This is a genomic window from Enterococcus sp. 125944 (assembly GCF_051909435.1).
Taxonomy (GTDB): Bacteria; Bacillota; Bacilli; order Lactobacillales; family Enterococcaceae; genus Enterococcus_D; species Enterococcus_D gallinarum.
In genome coordinates this window covers 87,507-112,274 of the sequence record NZ_JBQASY010000009.1, presented here as the reverse complement: position 1 = coordinate 112,274, position 24,768 = coordinate 87,507, and the positions used below count along the sequence as shown (strand labels likewise).

Here is a 24,768-nt window from a genome sequence, read left to right as displayed (position 1 = left end):
GGAAGGTCAAATCTCTTTATCATTTAGTAAGTTTCGTCTGTTTTTAACTTATGTCACTGCTCTGTTTGTACTGCTTAATGAAGGAAACTATTTAGCGTCCGCATCAACGATTTTCACAGAACCTTGCCATTGTTTTTCGACAAAGTCTTTGATTTCGTCAGAGTGAAGCACTTCAACCAATTTTTTGATTTTATCGCTGCTTTCGTCGCCACTGCGTACGGCAATCACATTGACGTATGGTGAATTATCCGCTTCTAATAAAACAGAATCATCTGCTGGATTCAAGTCGATCCCAAAAGCAAAGTTCGCATTGATGGCCACTAGGTCTGCTTCATCATTTTGGTAAGCCGTTGCCAATAATGAAGGATCAATATCATGCTTGAATTCTAATTTCTTTGGATTTTCAGCAATATCATCAAATGTTGCTGTTTCAGCATCGACACCATCTTTCAACTTAATCACACCAGCATCTTGTAAAATCGTTAAGATACGGCCCCAATCGGATTCCGAATTTGAAGTAATCACGGTTGCACCTTCAGCTAATTCAGAAATGTCAGAGATCCGTTTTGAATACAACCCCATCGGTTCGATATGAACCGCTCCTGCATTAACAAAGTCATAGCCATTATCGGCAATTTGCTTGTTCAAGTAAGGGATATGTTGGAAATAGTTGGCATCGATATCGCCATTTTCTAAAGCTTTGTTTGGCAAGATGTAATCATCGAAGGTTTTGATTTCTAAATCAATTCCTTCTTTTTCCAACAATGGTTTTGCTTGTTCTAAAATTTCTGCATGGGGTGTGACAGATGCTCCCACCACCAATTTCGTGTTTTCTCCACTAGCTGATGTTGAATCGGCGCTGTTATTTGAACCTGTACCGCAGGCTGCTAAAGCGACTGTTAACAATACTGTTGTTGCAAAACCAAAAATCTTTTTCATTTTTATTCCTCCCAATTTTCTGTTTGATGTTTTTCTTTTTCAGCCAATCAGCGTTTGTCTGTTGCTTTTGTCAAAAAGTCGCCGATTGCTTGTAAGATAAAGACAATAATTAAAATAATCACTGTTGCTACAAGCGTCACAGTGTAATTTCCCCGTTGAAAGCCTTCTTGCCAAGCCAATGAACCAAGGCCTCCGGCACCGATCGCCCCTGCCATAGCTGTGTAACCGATCATTGAAATGGTGGTGACAGTGATGCCCGAAATCAATGCTGGGACACTCTCAGGAATGATAATCTTATAAATAATCTCCCAGTAACTTGCCCCCATCGCCTCGGCAGCTTCAATCACACCTGGACTTACTTCTCGAAAGGCAATCTCTACTAACCGTGCATAAAAAGGAGCTGCTGATAGAACCAATGCTGGAATCGCAGCTTTTGCCCCTAAGAAGGATCCTACCAATAGTGTCGTAAACGGTATAATCAAAACCATCAAGATCATAAACGGAGTTGAACGAAACACGTTACTGATAATCGAGACTAAGGTATAGGCAAAGCGTGATCCAAATGTTTGCTTGCGACCTAATGAATAAAGAGCCAATCCTAGTATTAGTCCAATCACAATGACTAGTACCATAGAGAAGAATGTCATAAATAACGTATCGATCGTCGCTTGTTGCATGTTTGCCCAATCGATTTTTTCAAAATCAAAATAGGTTTCTGAAAATGATTTACCCACGCTCGATCACCTCCACGCCTACTTGTTCTTGCGCAAAAAAGCGCAATGCTTTATCGATTTCTGGTGTTTCACCGGTCAATAGAACGGTTAATGCGCCAAAAGAACCTTCATTTGTTTGCTGAATCTTGCCATAAACAACATTGACATCAATCAGATACTTTCGGATCGCTTGCGAAATGATTGGTTCATTCGCATTGTCTTCCGTAAAGGTCAATGTCACTAAGCGGCCATGGGGATTTTCTCTTAAAAAGGCTTGACGCAATTCCTCGGGATCTTCTTCTGGCTCCAAATCTTGCTGCACAAAGCGCTTAGTCACAGCTTGTTGCGGATGACGAAACACCGAGTGCACGGAACCTTCTTCAACGATTTTGCCTAATTCCATTACAGCTACTTTATTGCAGATTTTGCGAATCACGTTCATCTCATGGGTGATCAGCACAATCGTCAAATTCAGTTTTTTGTTGATGGACAGCAGTAAATCCAGAACTTCTTCGGTTGTTTGAGGGTCAAGTGCACTGGTTGCTTCGTCGCATAGCAAGATTTCTGGCTCATTTGCTAACGCACGGGCAATTCCTACCCGTTGTTTTTGGCCACCTGACAATTGGGAAGGGTAAGCTTTTTCGCGTCCTTCTAACCCGACAAGTTTTACCAGTTCTTGTGCCCGCTCGCGGCGTTTGATTTTGGGGATCCCTGCCAATTCTAATGGTAATTCGATATTTTCCAATACTGTTCGTGACCACAAGAGGTTAAAGTGTTGAAAAATCATTCCAATTTTTTTACGAAAATCTCGTAATTCTTTGTTCTTCAAGGCTAAAATATTTTGACCATTGATCACTACATCACCAGCTGAAGGAAGTTCTAATCCATTCAATAGACGAACCAATGTACTTTTGCCGGCACCTGAATAACCAACGATGCCATAAATATCGCCTTTTTCCACTTGCAGAGAAACATCATTGACGGCATGGACTGCGCCACTTTTACCGTCAAAGGATTTCTTTACGTGGGTCAATTCGATTAATGCCATAAATTTCCCATCTTTCTTTATTCATTCACTAGTTAAACACAAAAAAAGCTTTCATCCTTTGTACATTATACTGTTACAAAGGACGAAAGCACAACTTCCGTGTTACCACCTTGATTTACTGTCGACTCGCATCAACAGCCTCTTCCAGTACTTGAATTTCTTCGCATACTGTTGCACAGTAACGGGTGCATCCCGTGATAGGCTTGTCCTTAGACTCACCCATCCTGCTCAAAGACCATCTTCCATCTTCTCTTCGTTGCCCATTTACACCAAACAGGGCTCTCTGTGTACGTCAAGAACATGTACTCTTCTTTTCAAAGCATTCATTTATTGAGCAAATTATAGCAACGTCTCAATCTGCTGTCAATTCTTTTTGTAAATCAGTGGTTGGATCTTGTTTTATAATTCGTCAAATTGACTTGGATCAACATCTTTAAAGCTGACTAGCCAAGCATTCATTTCATCGCTGTCGTTTAAGATATCAACGTTTTGATCGATTTTTTCATTTACAGAAGAAATCACGCCTGTTAATGGGCTTGGAAATTCACTGACAGCTTTTTCTGCTTCCAACTCCACTAGTGTATCTCCTTGTTTTAAGGCTGTACCAACTTTTTTCAAAGAAGCAAAAGACACAGCACCTAATTCTTCTTGTGCTTCTTTTGTCAAACCAACACAGTATTCTTTGCCATTGAACAGTACCCACAAATTATCTTTTTTTCTCAAGCATTTCTTTTCCATGATTCTAACAAGACTCCTTCATATTCTTTTTCTTTAAACCCATTGATCAAAAAGCGATCTTCACTAATCAACAACGGGCGTTTGATCAACATGCCGTCTGTGGCCAACAAAGTTGCGGCTTCTTCATTCGACAACGTTGGTACTTTCTCTTTCAAACCTAATTCACGATATTTCATTCCGCTTGTGTTAAAAAAGCGGCGAGCTGGCAAGCCGCTAGAGGTGATCCATTGTAACAATTGCGCCTTCGTAGGCACCTCTTTGATCATGTCAATGGCCTCATAGGGAATCCCATTTGCTTCTAGCCAAGCTTTCGCATTTTTACATGTACTGCATTTCGGATACCAGTAAAATGTGATCATAGCTATCTCCTTACAAGGTTTTTGGTGTACTCTCAGCCTGATAGCGCATCGATAAAATCAAGCCAATGCCGATCATGTTACTTAATAATGCCGATCCCCCTTGACTGATGAAGGGTAATGGAATACCTGTCAAAGGCAATAAGCCAATATTAGCACCGATATTTTCAAAGACATGGAACAAGATCATCATGATGATCCCGGTAGCAAGATAGGCATAAAATTCATTGTTTGTATCAAAACAAACCCGAATCATTCGGTAAATCAAAATGAAATATAATAAAATCACAAAGGCACTGCCGACAAACCCAAAGTTCTCTCCGATCACAGAGAAAATCATATCTGATTCACGAACTGGCACGTAGACATCACTCACATTGAACCCTTTACCGAACATCCCACCAGACCCAATAGCCATTAAAGCATAAGCTAGTTGGAAAGACTGGCCTTGAGTATCGTGAAACGGATCTAACCAAGAATCGATACGTGCAAACTGATATTCTTTAAAGCCGACATTATAGAGAAACTCTCGTCCCATATCTGTTGTGACTAAAAAGATGGTCCCGCCCCCTATCAAAACAAAAGCGGCGATAACTGGGATCACGATCTGCCAAGAAATCCCCGACATCAAAAAGATCCCACCAAAAATAGCTAAGAAAACTAACATCGTTCCAAAGTCTTTTTGCAGCATGACTAAAACTAGGACCGGAATGGTTACAGCTAACATTTTAGCGATCAATAAGCCATCCGTCTTTAAATCTCGATCTCGATGACGAACATTGTGATGGGTGACCACCAGCGCCAACATCATGATAAAGGCAATCTTCATCAATTCCGAAGGCTGGATCGTAAAGGAGCCAAAACGCAGCCAGTTTCGCGAGCCCGTAGAGTCGGCTAACCCTGCATCATAGAACTTCAAGAGACCCAGCATTACCAGCAATCCTGCTCCGTAAATATAGGGAGTCAACTTCCACAACCACTTGGATTTTATATGCATGATCACTATAATTGCGATAACTCCTAGTACATACCATAAAGCTTGAAATCCTAAGGTTTTTCCCACGGATGGATTCCTTGGATCATTCGTCAATGCGACATACAATGACGCAAACCCAATCAAGCACAATAAAAATACGGGTAATATCACACCGTAGTCAATTCGATTATCATTCTTTCTTATTCGTGTATTTTCCATGCCCACACTCTCTTCTGTAGAATCTTTATCCATTATAGTGATGTTTGCGCAGAAAAGAAAGGATTCCCCGTTCTCATTCAGAAAAAATTTAGAAACTTTAAAGTTTTCTCTAAAAAAATCATCTAAAAAAAGAAGCAGTCTAATTAGACTGCTTCAATGCCAGCTGCAGGATTCGAACCTGTGACCTACGCGTTACGAGTGCGTTGCTCTACCAACTGAGCTAAGCTGGCAACTAACACAAAGAAGATTATAAGAAAAAAACACAACTTTGTAAAGAGAAGTTTAGGGAAAAAATAGGATTACTGAAAATTTTCAAAAAATGTGGTATAATTTAACTATATCAAGGAGGTTTTTACATGGCAACATTTGGTAAGTTCGAAACAACCGTTGTCCCGTCAGCTGAAGGTGCAAATTTTGAGGTCGCTACTCCTGTCATGTTCACGATCCATGGAATAAAACAAACCGGTACAGTCACTAAGCAGCTTAAGAACTCTGCGGTTGTTGAATTGAATCAGACAGCGGAGAATCAAAAGCTTGTTACACAAAGTAATGGTGTATTGATCATTAATTATAAACAGTTAACGAAAATGTAGTTCGTTCAAAAGGAGACTGGGACAAAAGTGGTAATCTCCAAGAAATAAGGAGGAATACACGGAAATTGCTTTTCAAATGTTTGAGTAGTTTTTGAGTAGTTCGATTTATTTCCGAAGGAGTTGCTCCTACTCCCAGCGTTTAGACGTGTTTAGAGCGTGGAACAAAAGTGTTTTTCACTTTTTGTTCCACGCTCTTTCTTTTATTTTGTTCCAAACAAACGGTCACCAGCATCGCCTAATCCAGGAACGATGTAGCCATGTTCATTCAAGCGGTCATCTAAGCTTGCTGTGTAGATATCCACATCAGGATGGGCATCCTGCAATGCTTTCACACCTTCTGGCGCAGCAACTAGGCAAACAAACTTCATGTTAGAAGCACCGCGTTTTTTCAACGCATCGATGGCCATGATCGCTGAACCACCAGTTGCTAACATTGGATCAACAATAAATAACTGACGAGTGTCGATGTCTTCAGGCAATTTAACGAAATACTCATGTGGTTCAAGGGTTTCTTCATCACGATACATACCAATGTGTCCTACTTTAGCCGCTGGGATCAATTCTAGAATACCGTCGACCATGCCTAGTCCGGCCCGTAGAATCGGTACGATTGCTACTTTTTTACCACTAAGTGTTTTTTGGGTCGATTCTTCGATCGGTGTTTCGATCACTACATCTTCGAGGGGCATATCCCGTGATACTTCATACGCCATCAACATGGCGATTTCATCGACAACTTCACGGAACACTTTCGTTCCACAGTTCTTGTCGCGGATCATTGTTAATTTGTGTTGAATCAAGGGGTGGTCAATTACTTGGAATTTACCCATTTTAAAAGTCTCCTTTGGTTTTTCTTTTATTTTAAAGCAAATCAACGATTGATACAACCTTGCATCACGTCATAGCCATATTCCTTCAAAAAAGGATCTGAGCATCGGCTCAAACCCTTTTCCTGCTACATCTTAATACAACGGATACTTGTCCGTCAACTCTTTCACTTGTGCTTTTGCTTCTTCCAAAACAGCCGTATCTTCAGGGTGTTCCAACACTTTGACAATCAGTTTTGCTACTTCCACAGCATCTTCTTCTTTGAACCCACGGCTAGTGATTGCCGGTGTGCCGACACGAATACCGCTCGTTTTAAATGGGCTAAGGGTTTCAAATGGAATCGAATTTTTATTGACTGTGATGTTGACTTGGTCAAGCAATGCTTCGGCTTCTTTTCCGTTAAGCTCAAATCCTCGCACATCAATCAGCAATAAATGATTGTCCGTTGCACCAGAAACAAGCCGTGCTTGCGGTGCTTGATTGAACACTTTTGCCATTGCTTGCGCATTTCTGATCACTTGCTCTGAATAGGATTTGAAGTCTTCATCCAATGCTTCTTTGAATGCGACTGCCTTGGCAGCGACCACATGTTCCAAAGGTCCGCCTTGAATGCCAGGAAAGACTGCACTGTTGATTTTTTTCGCTAAGTCTTCGTCATTGGTCAAAATCAAGCCGCCACGAGGCCCTCTAAGGGTTTTGTGGGTCGTAGAAGTAGTGATGTCTGCATAAGGAACTGGATTTGGATGCAGACCAGCAGCAACTAATCCTGCGATATGTGCCATATCTACCATCAACTTAGCACCGACTTCATCAGCAATTTCACGGAATTTGGCAAAATCGATTGTTCGTGAATACGCACTTGCACCAGCAACGATCAATTTTGGTTGATGCTTTCTCGCTAAGATCCGTACGACATTATAATCAATCACTTCAGTCGCTGGGTCTACGCCATAGCTAACAAAGTGATAGGTTTTCCCACTAAAATTGACTGGAGAGCCATGGGTCAAATGCCCACCTGCGGATAGATCCATGCCCATCACCGTATCTCCTGGTTCAATCAACGCTAGATATGCTGCAGTATTGGCTTGTGAGCCTGAGTGAGGCTGTACGTTTGCATAGGCCGCACCAAAAAGTTCTTTGGCACGATCAATTGCTAAATTTTCAACAACATCGACAAATTCACAACCACCGTAGTAACGGCGACCTGGATATCCTTCGGCATATTTATTTGTTAAAATACTGCCTTGAGCCGCTCTTACACCTGCGGAAACGATATTTTCAGATGCGATCAATTCTAAATTGTTTTGTTGGCGATCCGCTTCCTTTTCAATGGCTTGCCATAAATCAGGATCAAACGTTTGATAGTCCATTCATACAACACCCCTTTACCTTAATGCTAGCATTGTATCATATTTCCTAAGCACTACCTATGATCAAAGCAGCGTTTTTTCTATTTTACCTGAAAAAAATTTTGATTGGCTGCTTTTTTCAAGCGATTCATATAGGCGCTGCCCATCCCTGTCTCAGGAAAAGCGGCCGCTAAAATGATCTCCAAGCCAGCGATCGATTCATCTAAGGCTCGCAAACCTGCAAAAAGTCCTTTTGCTGCTGCCTCAACCGTGTCGTCCGCATACATGTAAACAGCTGCTGTTTCAAATCTGGCTGTCTCACAAATTGATGGGCCTGCCAAGACACCTGCTCGCAATCGCTGCTGCTTGACCCAATCGAGTGCTGCTGGCCAGTCCTCTGACCGAACCATCACAACCTTTGTATCCGGAGCATAATGTTTGTATTTCATTCCCGGTGCTTTGGGTCTTTCACCTTCAGATACTAGGTGTTTATCTATTTCGACTTCACTGCCTAAAACCGTTTCTAATTGTTCTTTGGTCACGGCTCCTGGACGCAAGATCATTGGTTTTGCTGTCGGATCACTTAAATCCAAGACTGTTGATTCAACTCCGATCCTAGTAGTCCCATCATCGATCACACCAGCTATCTTTCCTTTCAAATCATGCAATACATGTTCAGCTGAGGTCGGACTTGGCTTGCCAGAGGTATTTGCGCTAGGTCCGACTAGTGGGACATGTGCCTGTTTAATGACTGAAAGTGTTTTTTTATTCGCTGGCATACGGAATGCCGCTGTGGATAACCCCCCGGTCACAATAGACGGTAAACTGTTATTTTTGATAGAAAAAATCAATGTTAGGGGGCCAGGCCAAAACTTTGCCATCAATTTTTCCGCTGCTGGATGCAAGTTATCCACATAATCCTTCAGTTGTTCCGGGTCGGCGAGATGGACGATCAATGGGTTGTCACTAGGTCTTCCTTTGACGGCATAGACTTGTGCTACCGCTTCAGGCAAAAGAGCGTTGGCGCCTAAGCCATACACTGTTTCTGTAGGAAAAGCAACTAATCCACCTGCGGCTAAAATTTTTGCTGCTTCGGATAATTGTTCTTCACTAAATTTTTTTGTTTCCACAGTTTATCCACATCCTTTTTTTGAGGACTTCCACACTTATCAACATTTTTTCGGTTTTTATCCACATTTTGTGGATAAATCGTTTGTCAAGTGTGGATAACCCTGTTTATAACTTTTATTCGCAAGTAAGTCTTACTCTATCACTGTTTTTTATCAAAAAAATTTTTCAAAAAAATGGTTGTCCACATGCTGTGGATTATTGTACTGCGACCAACCGATCTTTTCCAGATAAATCTTGAATGACCGTAACTTTTTTATCTGGAAAAGCTTCCGCAAAAATACGCTGGACAGATTTACCTTGTTGAAAACCGATTTCGACGAAGATTTTTCCGTCAGGTGTCAATAACTTCTTTGCCTGGTCTGCAATCTTACGATACATCACTAGACCATTCTCCGCTGCAAAAAGGGCCATTTGGGGTTCAAACTGACGCACACTGGCATCCATCAGCTCCCACTCCTGCTCACTGATATAAGGCGGGTTTGATACAATGATGTCCCATGATTGATCCCCCACTGGTGTCAGCGTGTCGCCTTGATAAAAAGCGACCTCCGCACCTAATTGCGCCGCATTCTCTTTAGCTACCGCCAATGCGGCCTCTGAAAGATCAACAGCAGCGATCTGCCAGTGAGGACGTGCCAATTTCAAAGAGACCGCGATCGCACCTGTCCCTGTCCCAATATCTACGACCCGCAAATTCTCTGCAGGTTCTGTTTGCTCCAGACATAAAGCGACTAATTCTTCCGTTTCCGGTCGAGGAATCAATGTGTCTTCTGTTACTTTGAAGCGATGGCCATAAAACTCTTCATAGCCTAAAAGGTATTGGGGGGGACGATGCGCTAAAAGCTGCTGCAGATCTGCTTCAATTTGCACTTTATCAGCTGGCGAAATTTGCTGATCCATATGCAGCAACCAATCTAGTTTTTGCCAATTTTTACGAGCCAGAAAAAGGTATTGGATCGCATACCCTTCCAGTCCCTTTGTTTCTAAAAAAGAAGAAGCCCGTGAAAGGACTTCTCGATAGGTTTTACCCATTTTGCATTTCTTCCAATTTTGATGTTTGATCGTACATGATCAATGCATCAATGATCTCATCAAGTTTTCCAGCCAAAATTTGATCCAATTTTTGGATAGTCAACCCGATGCGGTGGTCCGTCACCCGATTTTGCGGAAAGTTATACGTACGGATCCGTTCAGAACGATCCCCAGTTCCCACTGCTGATTTACGATTTGCATCGTATTCGCTTCGTGCTTCTTGCTGGATTTGGTCGTATACTCTTGCCCGCAAGACTTTCATCGCTTTCTCACGGTTCTTCAACTGTGAACGCTCATCCTGCATGGCAACGACGATACCAGTCGGCAAGTGTGTCAAGCGGACAGCTGATGCCGTTTTGTTGACGTGCTGACCACCAGCGCCTGAAGCATGATAGATATCTGTTCGGATATCTTTATCAGCAATATCGATCTCTACTTCTTCTGCTTCTGGCATCACGACTACGGTTGCCGTAGATGTGTGGATTCGTCCTTGAGATTCTGTCGACGGCACGCGCTGTACCCGATGCGCGCCACTTTCATATTTCAATTTTGAATAGACATTCTCACCGCTGATCATCATGATGACTTCTTTGTAGCCGCCGATACCGGTAACGTTGGCATCCATCACTTCGACTTTCCAACCTTGTGTTTCCGCATATTTCTGATACATATTAAAGAGATCTCCAGCAAATAGTGCCGCTTCATCTCCACCCGCAGCCCCGCGAATTTCCATGATAATGTTTTTGTCATCATTGGGATCTTTTGGTAATAATAAGATTTTGATGCGGTCTTCAAGAACATCTTTTTCTTTTTTTAAGTCAGATAGTTCTTCTTTAGCCATTTCTGCCATTTCTGCATCCAAGTTTTCGCCCAATAGTTCCTCTGTATCTTTGATGCCTTCAACGACTTCTTTGTAACGGCGATACACTTCGACAGTCTCTCGGGTATTTGCTTCTTCTTTGGACAACTGCATGAACCGTTTCGTATCTGAAATGACAGCGGGATCACTAAGCAGTTCGCCTAGTTCTTCATAACGGTCTTCAATCGCTTGTAACTGATCGTACATGTTTTATTCTCCTTCTTTTTTGATTCCAGGGTGAAAATAGTGTTTGCGACAAACAGGGTAATAGGCTTCATTACCGCCAATTTGAACTTGATCGCCTTCATAGACTGGTTTACCGTCAATGTAATGCAGATTCATGGTCGCCTTTTTGTGGCAGAACCAGCAGATCGTTTTCATTTCTTCAATTTTATCTGCATAAAGAAGCAGATATTTAGAACCTTCGAATAATTCGTTGCGAAAATCATTTTTTAAACCAAATGCCATCACAGGAATGCCTAATTCGTCTACGATTTTAGTAAACGCCAAGACATGGTGTTTTTTCAAAAACTGTGCCTCATCAATCAAAATGCAATAGGGTTGATATCCTAGATCTTTTACTAAATGATACAAATCGGTCTCATCGAAAATCGGAATGGCGTCACGCTCTAACCCAATACGACTGGAAACTGTTCCGATCCCGCTTCGGGTATCGATGCCGCTGGTCATAATCACGACCGGCTTGTCTTGTTCTTCATAATTATGTGCAACTTTTAAAATCTCGATCGTTTTGCCACTATTCATCGCGCCATATTTAAAAAAAAGTTGTGCCATCTTGCCCATCCTTCCTGATACTCCTTTGGTATTATACTTGAAAACAAGGAATTTTTACAGGTTTAAATTCAGAAGTCGCTAAGAGGGGTACTGAACAGAACGATGCCTGCAAATGATTGGCTTTACTGCCCGTTTTCCTTCTGCGCCACGTCTCTCAAAATAGTCAATACTTGTTCGTACTCGGGATTCATCTGTCCCTGATAGTCTGTATCAATAAGTTTGAAGCCTAGTTGTTGATACAGTCCAATCGCAGCATGACTCCATGTTTGCGTATGGAGAAAAATAGCGGCAGCAGATTCTTCGGAATCTGCCGTTTGGTTCTGGCATGTTTCTATAACTTTGGTTACCAAGCCGCGAGCGATCCCTTGTCTTTGAGCGCTGGGAATGACTGCTACCCAATGAACGAGCGGCACAATGTTGCCATCTTGCTTCTTCTTCCACCAAGCAGTCGCTGTTCCTACCTTTGTTCCTTCTGGATCCACTGCAAAAAACATTCGTTGCGGCAATTGAGATTCATAGGGGAGAAAGTCTTTTTCAAAATACGCAAGTGCCGCGGCTTCTGTATCAAATTCTCCCACCGCTGTCTCAATCCGCGCCCACTCACTCGCATCACCGGATTGATAAGGTTGAATGATGTAGTTATTTGAGGCAGGGACCGGTGCTACTTCATCCGCAGCCATGCGCTCCATCCAAATTTCTGCATAAGGAATTGATTTGTCTAACATAGAGATACCTCACTTTAGTTTTTTTGGAAAACAGATCGTTTGCTTCAAGGCTATTTTTGAAACTGTTTCGTATCCTCCAAGATCATCGTGATCATTTCAGATATTGTCTGCTTCTCTGTAAACATCTTCTCTTTTGAGAGGACTGATTTATTACTCGTATCATTGCTCTTGGACGCTATGCCGTTTTCCCCAAAGAGAAGGTCTTTTTCGAGCCACCACTTTTGTAGCGATGATTCGGAAAAAAATGCCCGTTGCGGCCGTGTTCGGTGTCTTTCAATCGTTGTTTGAAAAGGCACATCAAAATAATAAATGAGACACTTCTCAAAGGATTCTAGTAAAAAGAGCAAGAAGTCCTGGTATTTTTCACGGGCAAAAATTCCCTCAACGATGATGAAAGGAACCTTCCCTCGCGCATATAAAAGGGCCTCCATCATTAGACCTACAGCATGATTATTAAGCGTATCTTTCACGTGAAAAATTTCTCGGCGAAATACATCCTGTGAGATCAACACCGCTTCTGCCCCTAATTGTTGATGCAGCGCTTTTGCTACTGTCGTTTTTCCGCTGCCAGAATTCCCCCGCAATAAAATGATGATCGTATCCACAGCAAACCTCGCTTTCTTTGGCCGTTTCTTATAAGCATATCGCTTGTCTTTCTCTATAAGAAGCATACCATAAAACCAAAGGAGGAATCACAATGAAAGATACTGCAATTTTTGCCGGTGGCTGCTTCTGGTGTATGGTCAAACCTTTCGATTCTTTACCAGGAATTCTTTCGGTAGTCTCAGGTTTTACCGGTGGACATGTCCCTCATCCTACCTATCAAGAAGTAACAACTGGAACCACAGGACATACAGAAGCCGTAGAAATCACTTTCGATCCTGAACAAATAACGTATGAAGAACTCGTGGCTATCTATTGGCAACAAACCGATCCTACAGATGCCTTTGGTCAGTTCGCAGACCGTGGGGACTCTTACCGTCCAGTCATCTATTACAATAGTGAAGAACAACGAACAATCGCAGAAGCTTCAAAAGCCGCTTTGCAAGCAAGCGGTCGCTTTACAGATCCAATCGTGACAACAATCGAACCTGCTGAACCTTTCTATCCAGCAGAAGACTATCATCAAGATTTTTATAAGAAAAATACGGCGCATTACAACGCCTACCGTGAAGGTTCAGGACGAGCTGGTTTCATCCGTCAAAACTGGACATAACCTATTTTGAGAAGCGGCAGTTTGAATATTCCTTTAGTTTCTGAGATAGAAATAGTGCTGTTTTCTCGCCCAACAACTGACCCTCAAAAGGAGAGGATCTTCGCAAAACAGTCTTGATTATGCGAAGACTAGCAAGAACAAACTCTCCTTTGTTAGGGTCTTTTTTTATGCCCTCTTTACGCCTGCTTGCGCCGATTGGCTTTGGCCTGGCTGATCTGAACAAAACTGCTCAAAAGAAAAATTGACAGCAGGCGCTATTCCACGTTACACTAATTAGAAAATTCTGACGATTGCAAAGGAGTGTTGTGTTATGTTAGCCAATGAAGTCCGCCCTGGACCAAACCGGTATATTACTGGTGAAGGAGTTCTTTTTGATCTACCAGAGTATCTCAATGATTTTGATCAGGTTGCTGTCATTACTGGCGATCAATCATTTGACGTTTTTAAAACCTATTATCCGCATCCATTTGACTATCCTGTTTATCGCTATGATGGCTCCTCAAGTTATGAGAATGCTCAGGAGTTAGCGGATAAGATCAAACACGTAGATGTCCTGCTTGCGATCGGTGGTGGACGTGTCGCAGATACCGCAAAAATTACTGCAGAAAGAATGGAAGCGGAGCTGATCGTCATCCCTACATTGGTTTCCAACTGTGCACCCTTTACTCCTGTGATTGTCGCCTATTACCCAGACCACACAATCTGCAAGATCGATTACGCCAAAAAAGGGGCTTATATGACGATCGTCGATACTCGATTCTTGCTAGCAACACCCGTGGATTATTTCATTGCAGGCATCGCAGACACGCTAGCCAAGTATTATGAAATGGAAGCCATTGTACGCACGATGGCAGAAGAAGATAAAACAGCCTTGGTTCGGCTCGGTTTTCAAAGTGCAAAACTAATCAAAGAACTCTTGATCGCAGATGCCATCCAAGCAGTCACTGATTTAGAAGCCGGGCGCTTGACGCCAGCTTTTGCGCGAATCACAGATGCCATCATCGCTTTAGCAGGAGAAGTTGGTGGATTTGCTGTAGAGTTTGGCAGAACTTCTGGCGCCCACGCATTACATGACGGCTTATCTTATCTGAGCGAAACCCACAGTGTCCTCCATGGCAATAAAGTGGCCTACTGCATCTGGGTACAGCTTGCCTACACCAACGATTTTGCTGTTATCGAGGAACTGCGTCCTTTCTACGAAGCATTGCACTTACCTATGAAACTAAAAGACTTGCATGTCACTCGTGTGGATCGCGCTTATTTTGCGCCTGTTTTGACTTATGCCGTTAAAGAAGAAGAAACATTTGTCCTGATCGACCCAATGATCACTCCAGAAAAAGTCTTTCGCGCAATCGAAGCGGTGGAAGCACTCTAACTAACCGATCTCTTCAAAAAAACTGTAAGCCCAACAGACTTATCGGGCATACAGTTTTTTGTTCGACTCACCGCTATCTTCTAGTGCTCTCTCAATGACAGGCTACCGTCTTCTCTGTTCCAGTGATTGTTTTGCGGCGCTATCTCATATTTTTGCAGAGCGTTTCTTTGATGATATTGGCTGCTACTTACTTTCAATCTTGCTTTCTTTTGAAACTGCTTGGTTCTTTGGTATACTGTGGGTAGTTTATTTAGTGAGGAGACTAGTTATGAATTTCACGCGGTTTGCTCGTCTGACACAACGCAAAAGCAAATATTTTATTGCCCAAAATGTTTCTTCGATCCAAGTGATCGTTTTTTACTATATTCTGATGACGATTATTTCCTTAGGTTTATTTTACCTTCCCTTTTTTCGTGAACCTCGTTCTCATGCTTCCTTCATCGATATGTTTTTTATGGCAGTCAGCACGGTCAGTGTCACCGGATTGACGACATTCCCTATCGATGATGTGTTCAATGATCGCGGTGTAGTGCTTCTTGAAGTTCTTTTTCAAGTGGGTGGACTAGGGATTATGATGATCTCCACTTTCTTTGCGATCGTTTCTCGGAGAAAGATCTCATTGAAGCAGCGTCAGTTGATTATGACGGATATGAATCAGCCAAAGCTAAGCGGAATCGTGCGGATGATTCGAATCACGTTTACGATCATCTTACTTTGCCAAGCCATCTCTGGCGCTATTTTTTCTATTTATTTTTATTTTAATGGCTATTATGACAATTGGCGGGATGCCCTATTTTATGGTTTTTACCAAGCTATTTCCGCGGTCACAAATTCTGGCTTTGACGTGACAGGAAATTCCATTTTACCTTTCGCACATGATTATTTCTTTTTGATTTGTATCATGTTTTTGATTTTTATCGGTGGGATTGGGTTTCCAGTGATTATGGATTTCCGAGAATGGGCCCTCTTCAAGCTGAAAAAAAATCGCCGACAACTGCCTTTTCGCTTTTCATTGTTTACAAAAATCGCGATGTTGGCTTTTGTGATTTTGTTTATCGGTGGAACGATCGCCATTTATTTCCTAGAGAAAGACCATCTGTTCAAAGATTACGGCTTTAGCAGCACCTGGATCAACAGTATGTTTTATTCCATGACTACCCGTAATGCTGGACTGCAGATCCATGATTTAGGGAACTTTCAGACCACGACATTGATCGTTTTTTCGTTACTAATGTTTATCGGTTGCAGCCCAAGTTCAGTTGGTGGCGGGATTCGTACGACAACGATCGCCATTATTGGTCTTTATCTTTATGCCTTCTTAAAGAGTGAAGACAATATCAACATATTTGGCCGACGGATCGATGAAGACGATGTGCGTAAGTCGGTTGTTGTCTTCATGTTATCCTTAGGAATGTGCTTTTTCTGCGTATTATTTTTGACTGCCACTGAAGATATCCCGTTGATCGCCATCATTGTCGAAGTAGCTTCTGCGTTTGGGACCACCGGTTTATCGTTAGGGATCACCGATGATCTCTCAAGTGTGGGTAAGTTAGTGATAGCCTTACTGATGTTCATTGGCCGTGTAGGTATGCTTTATACGTTGTTGTTGTTTGTGCCAAAAGAAACCCGAGATTTAGGTTATGAATACCCAACCGAGAAGATTATTATTGGTTAAACAGCCAGTAAAATGGCGCTATTGAAGGTTCTAAGCGTTGTATCTTAAAGTCGCGAGCCTTCCACAAGCGTTTTGAAGCGGCAGAGACATCTTGTTTGTAACGAATGTCCCTGCCTTTTTTGGTTCAATAAACTGAACTCTTTGCAGAAACTTAAAGAAATCGAAAAGCCGTTTAACCTTTTTTAGAACATATGGTATGATAAATTGAATTTAAACTAAAAAGACAATCATCTCGTTTGGAGGTTCAACTATGGGGTTAAGAAGTCAACTGGCTGTCACAGTCGGTAAGACCTCTCAGTGGGTATTAAAAAACTTTTTTAAAGGCGGATCAAGTCTGCCTGGGAAAATAGCATTAAAAATCGATCCGCATATTTTAGATTATCTAGCAAAAGATTATCAAGTTGTCGTTATCACTGGTACGAACGGAAAAACCTTGACTACTGCACTGACGGTGAATATTTTACGGCAAGAATTTGATGATGTGCTGACAAATCCAACAGGTGCCAATATGGTCCAAGGAATCGTTTCTACTTTCTTATCTGCCAAACCAAAAGGCGGCAAAAAGTTTGCAGTACTAGAGATCGATGAAGCTAGTCTTAGCAAAGTAACGAAGTATATCAAACCTGAACTATTTGTCTTCACGAATATTTTTCGCGATCAGATGGACCGTTATGGTGAAATCTATACAACATATAAAATGATCGTTGAAGGAGCAGCAAATTCACCGGCGGCCACAATTCTATGTAATGGTGATTCCCCGTTGTTCAATTCTGTCACTACTGTTAATCCAAGAAAGTATTATGGCTTTGATCACTTACCTGATCAGGAGCAGATGGCCCATTACAATACAGACGGGGTTCTTTGTCCAGAATGCCACCACATCTTACATTACCAAATGATTACCTATGCGAATCTAGGCAAATACTATTGTCCAAACTGCGGATTCAAACGTCCAGAACTAGACTACAAACTGACAGCCATCACAGCAATGGATAATACTTCTGCTGATTTTGTCATTGATGGGAATTCATATGGAATCGAAGTTGGCGGCATGTACAATGTCTATAACGCATTGGCAGCGACCGCTGTAGCGGAATATTATCAAGTCGCACCTGAAAAAATCAGAGCTGGATTGGCCTATGATGAAAAAGTCTTTGGCCGTCAAGAAGTCATTACCATCGATGGCAAAGAGTGTACACTCGTGTTAGTCAAAAATCCGGTAGGACTGAATCAAGTGATCGATATGATCGGCTTATCTCCGTATCCTTTTTCTCTCGTCAGTCTCTTGAATGCAAATTATGCGGACGGCATTGATGTTAGCTGGATCTGGGATGGAAATCATGAAGCATTTGCCGAAATGGCGATTCCTCAAGTCATTGCTGGCGGCGACCGCCATCAAGATATGGCGCTGCGTTTAAAAGTAGCGGGAATTCCCGAAGAAAAGATCACCGAAACAAAAGACCTTGATGAGGTCATTAAAGATATCGCCAATCTACCAACTGAAAAAGTCTATATCTTAGCAACCTATACTGCTGTTTTGCAACTACGCAAAAAATTGGCAGAAAAAGGCTATATCAAAGGGGGGATGGATCGTGGCTAATTATCGTTTGAATGTTGCTCATCTTTACGGGAATTTGCTGAACACCTACGGGGATAATGGCAATTTATTGATGTTGCGTTATGTAGCCGAAAAAATGGGTGTAGAATTCATTTCGGAAGTCGTCAGCATCCATGAACCATTTGATCCGAAGAAGTATGACTTAGTCTTTTTTGGCGGCGGACAGGATTTTGAACAGCTGATCGTTTCTGAAGATATCCAAACAAAAAAAGAAGCATTGACGGAATACATCGAGAACGATGGAGTCATGTTGGCCATTTGTGGCGGGTATCAGTTGTTAGGTCATTACTACATGGGAGCTAACGGAGAGAAAATCAAAGGAATTAGCGCATTGGATCATTACACATTGAGTCAAGAAAACAATCGCTTCATCGGAGATATCGTTATCCATAATGAAGAATTCGATGAGACCTATTATGGTTTTGAAAATCACAATGGTCGGACGTTTCTTGGCAAAGGTGAGAAACCACTAGGTAAAGTCGTAGAAGGGCAGGGAAACAATGGCGAGGACCAAACAGAAGGCGTGGTCTACCGCAATGTTTTTGGTTCCTATTTCCATGGTCCACTGCTTGCCCGGAATGAACATTTGGCAGAACGCTTAATACGCACTGCCTTAAAAAACCGCTATGGTTCGATTGACATTTGATCAAAATAAAAAGGATGAAATCAGAAATTCGTTTCTGGTCTCATCCTTTTTTAATCGATTGTCTGCTTCCTGAATCTCTAGCCGATTCAAGCGATAGCAAGCGAATAATCGAAGTCGTCTCTATTCTTGGTTATTCAAAAACCACACAGATACCAAAATGATCGCTGACTATCGGCAGCCGCTGACCGTCAAAGACCACTTCATACTCTACGGGCTGTTCATTCTGTGAGGCAAAGACATAATCGATACGCAAGGCTGTCTGATTGTCTTGCCAGCCATCGATTGCTTTAACAACCGAAGCCTCACCGATCGTTTTTGTTGCGGCAAGAAAACTATCCTGCAGCTGCAATGAACTGTTTTTAACCAGCTGATAACCCAAGCTATCTACCTCATTATTGAAATCACCTAAAAGCAAGAGCGATGCTGCTCGCTCAGTCAAAAACGCTTCGGTTTGCTGCCATTCATAGGCAAACTTGCCGTCATTCCACCAAGAAAAATGGCAGCTTAACACTTGGATCATTTTGCCATCTACTTCTGTGAGACCGCTAAGATTTTTTCGCGTAGTATGGTCCCAGACATCGGTTGTCTCAGAAGCCAAATATTCTTTGGCAATGATTGGATTTTTGGACAGTAAGGCATTCCCTTCATGATAGACATCATAACCCACATGACTGTAAGTCCATGACCAATAATAATCGTGATCCAGAATCTGCAGTTCTTCTACTAAGCGCAAAGCAAAATTGTCTTCTTTGATCTCAAGGATCGCCTCTGTCGGACAATAAAGACCATCCGGAACGATCGTTGTAGCAGCAATTGATTGATTGACTTCTTGCAACGCAATCAAATCATAATCTCCTGCTGCGATTTCTTGTGCGATCACTTTTAATTTTGCTTCTTGATCGTCTTCTAACCAGCTATGGGTGTTTAATGTTAAAACTTTCATGAATAACGCTCCTCTGCGTTTGATTATCTTCTTTCAAAATGTAAATAAAAGAACGGAGCTGTGCCATAAGTATGAACCAGACGAAACTATCCGCACTGTATGAGATCAGCTGTACTTCTCGTGAATTGCGACGAGAAACTACCAGACTGTAGCAACCCCACGATCGTTTGGATATTCAGTTTGGTAAAATACTTATGGCACAGCTCTTAGTCATTTTATTATAGTTTGACGATTCCAACAACTGCTGCAGCTTTTTGCTGACCAGTTTGGGCCAATTCAAAGGAATCGATTTGATCAGTATTTGTCATTACTACAACGATCGTTGTATCCTTACCCGCTTCTTTGATAGCTGCGAGATCCATTAAAGCCAACGGGTCACCTTTTGTGACTTGCTGCCCTTCTGTGACAGAAACTGTGAATGGTGCCCCTTGAAGTTCAACAGTATCCAAGCCCATATGAACCAATACTTCGACTCCTTCATCAGATAGCAACCCAATCGCATGTTTCGTAGGAAAAACATTCGTCACTTTCCCAGAAACAGGTGAATACACCTGCGTGTTATCGGGAATCACGCCAAATCCGTCCCCCATCATTTTCTCTGCAAAGACTTGATCACTGACCACCGTGATCGGAATCACTTGCCCATCGGCTACTGAAACAACCTCAGCGGTTATCCCTTGGCTTTCGTGATTCGTCTCATTAGTGACTTCTTTTATGACTGCTTCAGGAATCGCCACACCGGAATCCAAGATATCCTGGATGTCTGATTTAAGTACATCGGCTTTAGGCCCATATACCGCTTGCACTCCGTTATCTTTTACGATCAAACCTAATGCGCCAGCACCTTTCCAAGACTTTTCGTCTCCTACTGAGCTAGGGTCTTTGACAGAGACCCTTAAGCGAGTCATACATGCATCTACATCGCGGATGTTTTCACGTCCTCCCAACAGATGAATGATCTTAACCACTTGAGAGTTTGGATCTAACGTTCCGTCAGAGGCAGTTGTTGCTACGTTTTCGTCAGCTCCTTCTACTTCGTAGTTGCCGTTGCGTCCGGGCGTCGCAAAGTTGAATTTTTTGATTAAGAAGTTAGCCAAGAAATACATGCCGACCCCAAATGCGATCGTTACTAGGACAAAATTGATCAAGTCCTGACCCAGACCTGCATTGATCGCCATTGGTGTCCGAGTCAATAGTTCGATATTTCCAAAGGAGTGAACACGCAGGTGAACGATATCCGCCATAGCAAATGCTGCCCCTTGAACGACTGCATAAACAACATATAACGGTACAGCCGCAAACATGAACATAAATTCCAATGGCTCTGTCACGCCTGTCAAGAAAACCGCGATGGCAGCGGATAAATACATCGAGGTATATTTATGGCGTTTGTCTGCATCGACATTGCGATACATTGCATAGGCAAGTCCCATCAAAATACCAGAAGAACCGATCATTTGTCCGACTTTGAAACGTGCAGGCACAAAATTCTCTATCAAGAATTGGTATTGTGAAGTATCTCCTGCATTTCGCATATTGACCAAATCAGTTGCCCAAGCTAACCATAGAGGATCTTGACCGAAAACTTGTGTCCCCGCTTGTGCACCAGATAAGATCGTATAGGTGCCTCCTAATTCAGTATAATTGATGGGAATAGTCAGCATGTGATGCAACCCAAATGGCAATAGTAATCGTTCTAATGTTCCAAACAAGAAAGGTGCTAAAATCGGCGCACTTTCTTGCGATTGTGCGATCCACAAGCCAAAGTTATTGATTCCTGCTTGAATGTAAGGCCAAACGATCGCTAACACGATCGCAACAACCACGGAACGAGCAATTACAACAAACGGGACGAAGCGCTTGCCATTAAAAAACGAAAGCGCATCGGGCAGTTTGCGGAAATTATAGTATTTATTATAAGCAGTCGCACCAACAAACCCGGCGATGATTCCTACAAAAACACCCATGTTCAGTGCCGGAGCTTCTAAGACACTTGTAAAAAAGCCGTCCACCATAATTTTCGTACCGAACAATGTATGAGTAAAAGCCCCTTCTTCCGTCAGCATGGCGCTTGTGACCCCGAAGATCGAACCTGTGATTCGATTGATCAATACAAATGCAATCCCAGCAGCGAATGCCCCGCCTGCGCGTTCTTTCGCCCAACTACCACCGATAGCTAATGCAAATAATAAGTGCAGATTCCCAATAATTGCCCAACCAATATTTTCGATCACACCACCGGTCGTTACCAAAAATGCCCAATCGGCATTAATCATGGGGATCGTCTTCCCAATACTGATCATCAATCCGGCGGCAGGCATAACAGCTACCACAACCATTAGTGCTTTTCCGAATTTCTGCCAGAATTCAAAGCTTAGTAATTTTTTCATCCTCTTTCTTCCTCCTCCACCGTTTTACGCAATCGGTTTCTTAATAACCACATTGTAGCGGAGATTGAAAATTTTGTAAACCGAGAAATTTCAATTTACATTCTCCTCAGTCATTAATTTATAAAAATGCGCAAAAACAGCTCTTTGTCACACTTCTATTTAAAAAAGCATAGAAACCAATGATTTACGCTTGACTAACGCAATCGTTTGCATTTATTATAGAGTTATCAAAAAGATTTTGGAGGAAAAACCTATGAAAAAAATCCAGCGTTTGTTCGATATCGATCCTTGGAAAATCGCAACAACTACTTTAGATAAAGAAAATCGCCGACTACAAGAGTCGCTTACAAGTATTGGAAATGGCTATATGGGGATGCGGGGTAATTTTGAAGAACAATATAGTGGCGATCACCATCTAGGGACTTATCTGGCAGGGGTCTGGTATCCAGACAAAACTCGTGTTGGCTGGTGGAAAAATGGCTATCCGGATTATTTTGGAAAAGTGATCAATGCTGTTAACTTCATTGCAATGGATCTTTTCATCAACAATCAGGCTGTTGATCTTGCGAAAATCAGTCCGAGCGATTTTTATATGGAACTGGATATGCAAACAGGAATTTTACGCCGGACATTTACGGTTTCATTAGCTGGCGCAACTGTCAAATTTACTTTTGAGCGCTTTTTAAGTATCGTCAAGCGAGAAATGGCGGTAATCACGATGCAGGCAGAAATCCTTGAAGGATCAGCAGAAATCACAGTCATTTCTAAACTAGACAATAATGTCCGCAATGAAGATAGTAATTACGAAGAACGCTTCTGGGAAGAATTAGACCACGGCAGCTCAGGCAACTATCGTTATCTAACCACCCGTACCATTGAAAACAACTTTGACATTGAGCAATTCACGGTCACTGCCGCAATGCGTCATAGTCAAGAGCCAGCATCCACAGAGACGAGTGAATTGACGATTGCTGACGCGTTTACTTTTTCAGGAGAAACAGGAGCTGTCTTTCATTTACAAAAAGACGTGATTATTGTTACCAGTCGTGATGTCAATCCTCATGATCAAGTAACAAAAATTGCAGAGCTTTTCCAAGTGTACAGCGCACCTTACGAAGACTTACGGCAAGAACAAGTCAATGCTTGGAAAGACCGCTGGGCATTAGCTGATGTGATCATTGAAGGCGATGCTGCTGCGCAACAAGGAATTCGTTTCAATTTATTCCAACTCTTCTCGACTTATTATGGAGAAGATGAACGTTTAAATATTGGACCTAAAGGATTTACCGGTGAAAAATACGGTGGCGCTACTTATTGGGATACAGAAGCCTATGCTGTGCCTCTTTATTTGGCATTAGCGAAACCAGAAATCACTCGGAATTTGTTGAAATATCGCCACAATCAATTGCCGCAAGCCCATATCAATGCGCAAAAACAAGGCTTGGCTGGCGCGCTTTATCCTATGGTGACATTTACAGGGATCGAATGCCACAATGAATGGGAAATCACCTTTGAAGAGATCCATCGAAATGGTGCAATCGCTTATGCCATCTATAACTACACGAATTACACAGGTGATACGAGCTATCTGAAAAAAGAAGGCTTGGAAGTATTAACGGCCATCGCTCGTTTCTGGGCAGATCGTGTCCATTATTCCAAACGTCAGCAAAAATATATGATCCATGGCGTTACCGGCCCCAACGAATATGAGAATAACATCAACAATAACTGGTATACGAACAAGATGGCTACCTGGGTCTTGAGCTATACTTTACAAAGTTATAAAGAATATGCCACAGAAGCAACCGTAACGATCCCAGAAAAAGAGCAAGACTACTGGCAGGATATCATTGACAATATGTATTTCCCAGAAGATCAAGACTTAGGAATTTTCGTTCAGCACGATACCTTCTTAGACAAAGATTTGATGCCAGTCACTGATTTAGATCCAGAAAACTTGCCATTGAATCAAAATTGGTCATGGGACCGAATCTTGCGCTCTTGCTTTATCAAACAAGCGGATGTCTTACAAGGAATCTATTTCTTTGGGGATCAATTTACAGAAGAGGAAAAACGAAACAACTTTGACTTCTATGAACCAATGACAGTGCACGAGTCTTCCCTGTCTCCTAGTATCCATGCCATCTTAGCAGCCGAGCTGGGAATGGAAGAAAAAGCACTGGAAATGTATGAACGAACGGCTCGGCTAGATTTGGATAACTACAACAATGATACCGACGATGGTTTGCATATCACTTCAATGACTGGCAGCTGGTTAGCGATCGTTCAAGGATTTGCCCAAATGAAGACGGACCATGCCCATCTAGGTTTTGCCCCGTTTCTACCGAAGACTTGGAACAGCTATGCTTTCCATATCAATTATCGCGGACGCTTATTATTCATTTCTGTTAAAGAAGAAACTGTCACACTAAAGAAAATCAGTGGTGAGCCATTGACAGTTCAGCTTTATGGAAAAGAGCATCTGCTGGAAGAAGAAGTCTCAGTAACTATTGCTTAATTATTGATCAGAAACCAAGAAAGAAGAAATGAAGGCATTTCTTCTTTCTTTTCTTTCCGGCTACCAAAATAACACAACTTTATGAT

At 42.2% G+C, this 24,768-nt stretch carries 23 protein-coding genes, 1 tRNA gene and 1 other annotated feature; of the genes, 7 read left to right on the top strand and 17 right to left on the bottom strand.

Annotated features, from left to right (window positions below; translation table 11 throughout):
* Positions 1–87 precede the first annotated feature (87 nt).
* From ACTFWY_RS09925 to ACTFWY_RS09895, 7 genes are all read right to left on the bottom strand, one after another.
* Entirely contained in the window at positions 88–939 is an 852-nt protein-coding gene (locus ACTFWY_RS09925; RefSeq protein WP_003128530.1) for a MetQ/NlpA family ABC transporter substrate-binding protein, read from the bottom strand.
* A gap of 47 nt (positions 940–986) precedes the next feature.
* Complete coding sequence (locus ACTFWY_RS09920) at positions 987–1,673, bottom strand: methionine ABC transporter permease (RefSeq protein ID WP_003128528.1); 687 nt, start codon at positions 1,671–1,673, stop codon at positions 987–989.
* The gene (locus tag ACTFWY_RS09915; protein WP_060813125.1) at positions 1,666–2,700 is read right to left on the bottom strand and encodes a methionine ABC transporter ATP-binding protein; all 1,035 of its coding nucleotides are present in this window, start codon (positions 2,698–2,700) and stop codon (positions 1,666–1,668) included. Before ACTFWY_RS09915 ends, ACTFWY_RS09920 begins: the two co-directional genes overlap by 8 nt.
* 75 nt (positions 2,701–2,775) lie before the next feature.
* Positions 2,776–3,027: a binding site (T-box leader), on the bottom strand.
* A 72-nt stretch (positions 3,028–3,099) separates the two neighbouring features.
* Complete coding sequence (locus ACTFWY_RS09910; protein ID WP_003128526.1) at positions 3,100–3,438, bottom strand: glycine cleavage system protein H; 339 nt, start codon at positions 3,436–3,438, stop codon at positions 3,100–3,102.
* A complete protein-coding gene (locus ACTFWY_RS09905; RefSeq protein ID WP_003128525.1) occupies positions 3,420–3,797 on the bottom strand; it encodes an arsenate reductase family protein in 378 nt (125 codons plus the stop codon). Before ACTFWY_RS09905 ends, ACTFWY_RS09910 begins: the two co-directional genes overlap by 19 nt.
* 10 nt (positions 3,798–3,807) lie before the next feature.
* Positions 3,808–4,989, bottom strand: a complete 1,182-nt coding sequence (locus ACTFWY_RS09900) for an FtsW/RodA/SpoVE family cell cycle protein (RefSeq protein WP_311828394.1) — start codon at positions 4,987–4,989, stop codon at positions 3,808–3,810.
* A 157-nt stretch (positions 4,990–5,146) separates the two neighbouring features.
* Positions 5,147–5,219, bottom strand: a tRNA-Thr gene (locus tag ACTFWY_RS09895).
* A gap of 126 nt (positions 5,220–5,345) precedes the next feature.
* Between ACTFWY_RS09895 and ACTFWY_RS09890 the strand changes: the two genes are divergently transcribed.
* The gene (locus ACTFWY_RS09890) at positions 5,346–5,582 is read left to right on the top strand and encodes a hypothetical protein (RefSeq protein WP_003128523.1); all 237 of its coding nucleotides are present in this window, start codon (positions 5,346–5,348) and stop codon (positions 5,580–5,582) included.
* Between the two features lie 200 nt (positions 5,583–5,782).
* Here the strand turns inward: ACTFWY_RS09890 and upp are convergent, their stop codons facing one another.
* The 8 genes from upp to ACTFWY_RS09850 all read right to left on the bottom strand — a co-directional run bounded on the left by upp (position 5,783) and on the right by ACTFWY_RS09850 (position 12,906).
* Entirely contained in the window at positions 5,783–6,412 is a 630-nt protein-coding gene (upp, locus tag ACTFWY_RS09885) for a uracil phosphoribosyltransferase (protein ID WP_005472811.1), read from the bottom strand.
* A 132-nt stretch (positions 6,413–6,544) separates the two neighbouring features.
* Positions 6,545–7,780: a serine hydroxymethyltransferase gene (gene glyA / locus ACTFWY_RS09880; RefSeq protein WP_005472813.1), complete on the bottom strand. Its 1,236-nt coding sequence runs from the start codon at positions 7,778–7,780 to the stop codon at positions 6,545–6,547.
* Between the two features lie 80 nt (positions 7,781–7,860).
* A complete protein-coding gene (locus ACTFWY_RS09875; RefSeq protein WP_171917760.1) occupies positions 7,861–8,889 on the bottom strand; it encodes an L-threonylcarbamoyladenylate synthase in 1,029 nt (342 codons plus the stop codon).
* 196 nt (positions 8,890–9,085) lie between these two features.
* Positions 9,086–9,922: a peptide chain release factor N(5)-glutamine methyltransferase gene (gene prmC, locus ACTFWY_RS09870; protein ID WP_003128516.1), complete on the bottom strand. Its 837-nt coding sequence runs from the start codon at positions 9,920–9,922 to the stop codon at positions 9,086–9,088.
* Positions 9,915–10,988, bottom strand: a complete 1,074-nt coding sequence (gene prfA / locus ACTFWY_RS09865) for a peptide chain release factor 1 (RefSeq protein ID WP_003128515.1) — start codon at positions 10,986–10,988, stop codon at positions 9,915–9,917. Before prfA ends, prmC begins: the two co-directional genes overlap by 8 nt.
* A 3-nt stretch (positions 10,989–10,991) precedes the next feature.
* Positions 10,992–11,576, bottom strand: a complete 585-nt coding sequence (locus ACTFWY_RS09860) for a thymidine kinase (protein ID WP_029487305.1) — start codon at positions 11,574–11,576, stop codon at positions 10,992–10,994.
* A gap of 122 nt (positions 11,577–11,698) precedes the next feature.
* On the bottom strand, positions 11,699–12,301 hold the full coding sequence (locus tag ACTFWY_RS09855) for a GNAT family N-acetyltransferase (RefSeq protein WP_081131414.1): 603 nt from the start codon (positions 12,299–12,301) through the stop codon (positions 11,699–11,701).
* 50 nt (positions 12,302–12,351) lie between these two features.
* A complete protein-coding gene (locus ACTFWY_RS09850; protein ID WP_311828389.1) occupies positions 12,352–12,906 on the bottom strand; it encodes an AAA family ATPase in 555 nt (184 codons plus the stop codon).
* A gap of 92 nt (positions 12,907–12,998) precedes the next feature.
* Here ACTFWY_RS09850 and msrA point away from each other — a divergent pair, with 92 nt between their 5' ends.
* From msrA to ACTFWY_RS09825, 5 genes are all read left to right on the top strand, one after another.
* Positions 12,999–13,517 (top strand): peptide-methionine (S)-S-oxide reductase MsrA, encoded by a 519-nt coding sequence (gene msrA, locus ACTFWY_RS09845; protein ID WP_156248031.1) that lies wholly within the window; start codon positions 12,999–13,001, stop codon positions 13,515–13,517.
* A gap of 310 nt (positions 13,518–13,827) precedes the next feature.
* A complete protein-coding gene (locus ACTFWY_RS09840) occupies positions 13,828–14,892 on the top strand; it encodes an iron-containing alcohol dehydrogenase family protein (RefSeq protein ID WP_249455677.1) in 1,065 nt (354 codons plus the stop codon).
* Positions 14,893–15,160: 268 nt separating this feature from the next.
* Positions 15,161–16,567, top strand: a complete 1,407-nt coding sequence (locus ACTFWY_RS09835) for a TrkH family potassium uptake protein (RefSeq protein WP_029487306.1) — start codon at positions 15,161–15,163, stop codon at positions 16,565–16,567.
* Positions 16,568–16,817: 250 nt separating this feature from the next.
* Entirely contained in the window at positions 16,818–18,167 is a 1,350-nt protein-coding gene (locus ACTFWY_RS09830) for a Mur ligase family protein (protein ID WP_081131416.1), read from the top strand.
* Positions 18,160–18,831 (top strand): type 1 glutamine amidotransferase, encoded by a 672-nt coding sequence (locus ACTFWY_RS09825; RefSeq protein WP_003128503.1) that lies wholly within the window; start codon positions 18,160–18,162, stop codon positions 18,829–18,831. Before ACTFWY_RS09830 ends, ACTFWY_RS09825 begins: the two co-directional genes overlap by 8 nt.
* Before the next feature lie 130 nt (positions 18,832–18,961).
* Here the strand turns inward: ACTFWY_RS09825 and ACTFWY_RS09820 are convergent, their stop codons facing one another.
* Entirely contained in the window at positions 18,962–19,774 is an 813-nt protein-coding gene (locus ACTFWY_RS09820; protein ID WP_311828391.1) for an endonuclease/exonuclease/phosphatase family protein, read from the bottom strand.
* 218 nt (positions 19,775–19,992) lie between these two features.
* A complete protein-coding gene (locus tag ACTFWY_RS09815; protein WP_311828392.1) occupies positions 19,993–22,164 on the bottom strand; it encodes a PTS transporter subunit IIBC in 2,172 nt (723 codons plus the stop codon).
* A gap of 253 nt (positions 22,165–22,417) precedes the next feature.
* On the opposite strand from ACTFWY_RS09815, the gene ACTFWY_RS09810 reads away from it, so the two are divergent.
* Positions 22,418–24,682: a glycoside hydrolase family 65 protein gene (locus tag ACTFWY_RS09810; RefSeq protein WP_156248029.1), complete on the top strand. Its 2,265-nt coding sequence runs from the start codon at positions 22,418–22,420 to the stop codon at positions 24,680–24,682.
* Positions 24,683–24,768: the final 86 nt, after the last annotated feature.

Excerpts from the sequence above, each read along its gene's own strand:
- prfA (WP_003128515.1), bottom strand. The coding sequence starts at position 10,988 with ATGTACGATCAGTTACAAGCGATTGAAGACCGTTATGAAGAACTAGGC.
- prmC (WP_003128516.1), bottom strand. The coding sequence starts at position 9,922 with ATGGGTAAAACCTATCGAGAAGTCCTTTCACGGGCTTCTTCTTTTTTA.
- ACTFWY_RS09815 (WP_311828392.1), bottom strand. The coding sequence starts at position 22,164 with ATGAAAAAATTACTAAGCTTTGAATTCTGGCAGAAATTCGGAAAAGCA.
- ACTFWY_RS09840 (WP_249455677.1), top strand. The coding sequence starts at position 13,828 with ATGTTAGCCAATGAAGTCCGCCCTGGACCAAACCGGTATATTACTGGT.
- ACTFWY_RS09835 (WP_029487306.1), top strand. The coding sequence starts at position 15,161 with ATGAATTTCACGCGGTTTGCTCGTCTGACACAACGCAAAAGCAAATAT.
- msrA (WP_156248031.1), top strand. The coding sequence starts at position 12,999 with ATGAAAGATACTGCAATTTTTGCCGGTGGCTGCTTCTGGTGTATGGTC.
- ACTFWY_RS09810 (WP_156248029.1), top strand. The coding sequence starts at position 22,418 with ATGAAAAAAATCCAGCGTTTGTTCGATATCGATCCTTGGAAAATCGCA.
- ACTFWY_RS09905 (WP_003128525.1), bottom strand. The coding sequence starts at position 3,797 with ATGATCACATTTTACTGGTATCCGAAATGCAGTACATGTAAAAATGCG.
- ACTFWY_RS09855 (WP_081131414.1), bottom strand. The coding sequence starts at position 12,301 with ATGTTAGACAAATCAATTCCTTATGCAGAAATTTGGATGGAGCGCATG.
- ACTFWY_RS09820 (WP_311828391.1), bottom strand. The coding sequence starts at position 19,774 with ATGAAAGTTTTAACATTAAACACCCATAGCTGGTTAGAAGACGATCAA.
- ACTFWY_RS09910 (WP_003128526.1), bottom strand. The coding sequence starts at position 3,438 with ATGGAAAAGAAATGCTTGAGAAAAAAAGATAATTTGTGGGTACTGTTC.
- ACTFWY_RS09900 (WP_311828394.1), bottom strand. The coding sequence starts at position 4,989 with ATGGAAAATACACGAATAAGAAAGAATGATAATCGAATTGACTACGGT.
- glyA (WP_005472813.1), bottom strand. The coding sequence starts at position 7,780 with ATGGACTATCAAACGTTTGATCCTGATTTATGGCAAGCCATTGAAAAG.
- ACTFWY_RS09915 (WP_060813125.1), bottom strand. The coding sequence starts at position 2,700 with ATGGCATTAATCGAATTGACCCACGTAAAGAAATCCTTTGACGGTAAA.
- ACTFWY_RS09860 (WP_029487305.1), bottom strand. The coding sequence starts at position 11,576 with ATGGCACAACTTTTTTTTAAATATGGCGCGATGAATAGTGGCAAAACG.
- ACTFWY_RS09925 (WP_003128530.1), bottom strand. The coding sequence starts at position 939 with ATGAAAAAGATTTTTGGTTTTGCAACAACAGTATTGTTAACAGTCGCT.
- ACTFWY_RS09830 (WP_081131416.1), top strand. The coding sequence starts at position 16,818 with ATGGGGTTAAGAAGTCAACTGGCTGTCACAGTCGGTAAGACCTCTCAG.
- ACTFWY_RS09890 (WP_003128523.1), top strand. The coding sequence starts at position 5,346 with ATGGCAACATTTGGTAAGTTCGAAACAACCGTTGTCCCGTCAGCTGAA.
- upp (WP_005472811.1), bottom strand. The coding sequence starts at position 6,412 with ATGGGTAAATTCCAAGTAATTGACCACCCCTTGATTCAACACAAATTA.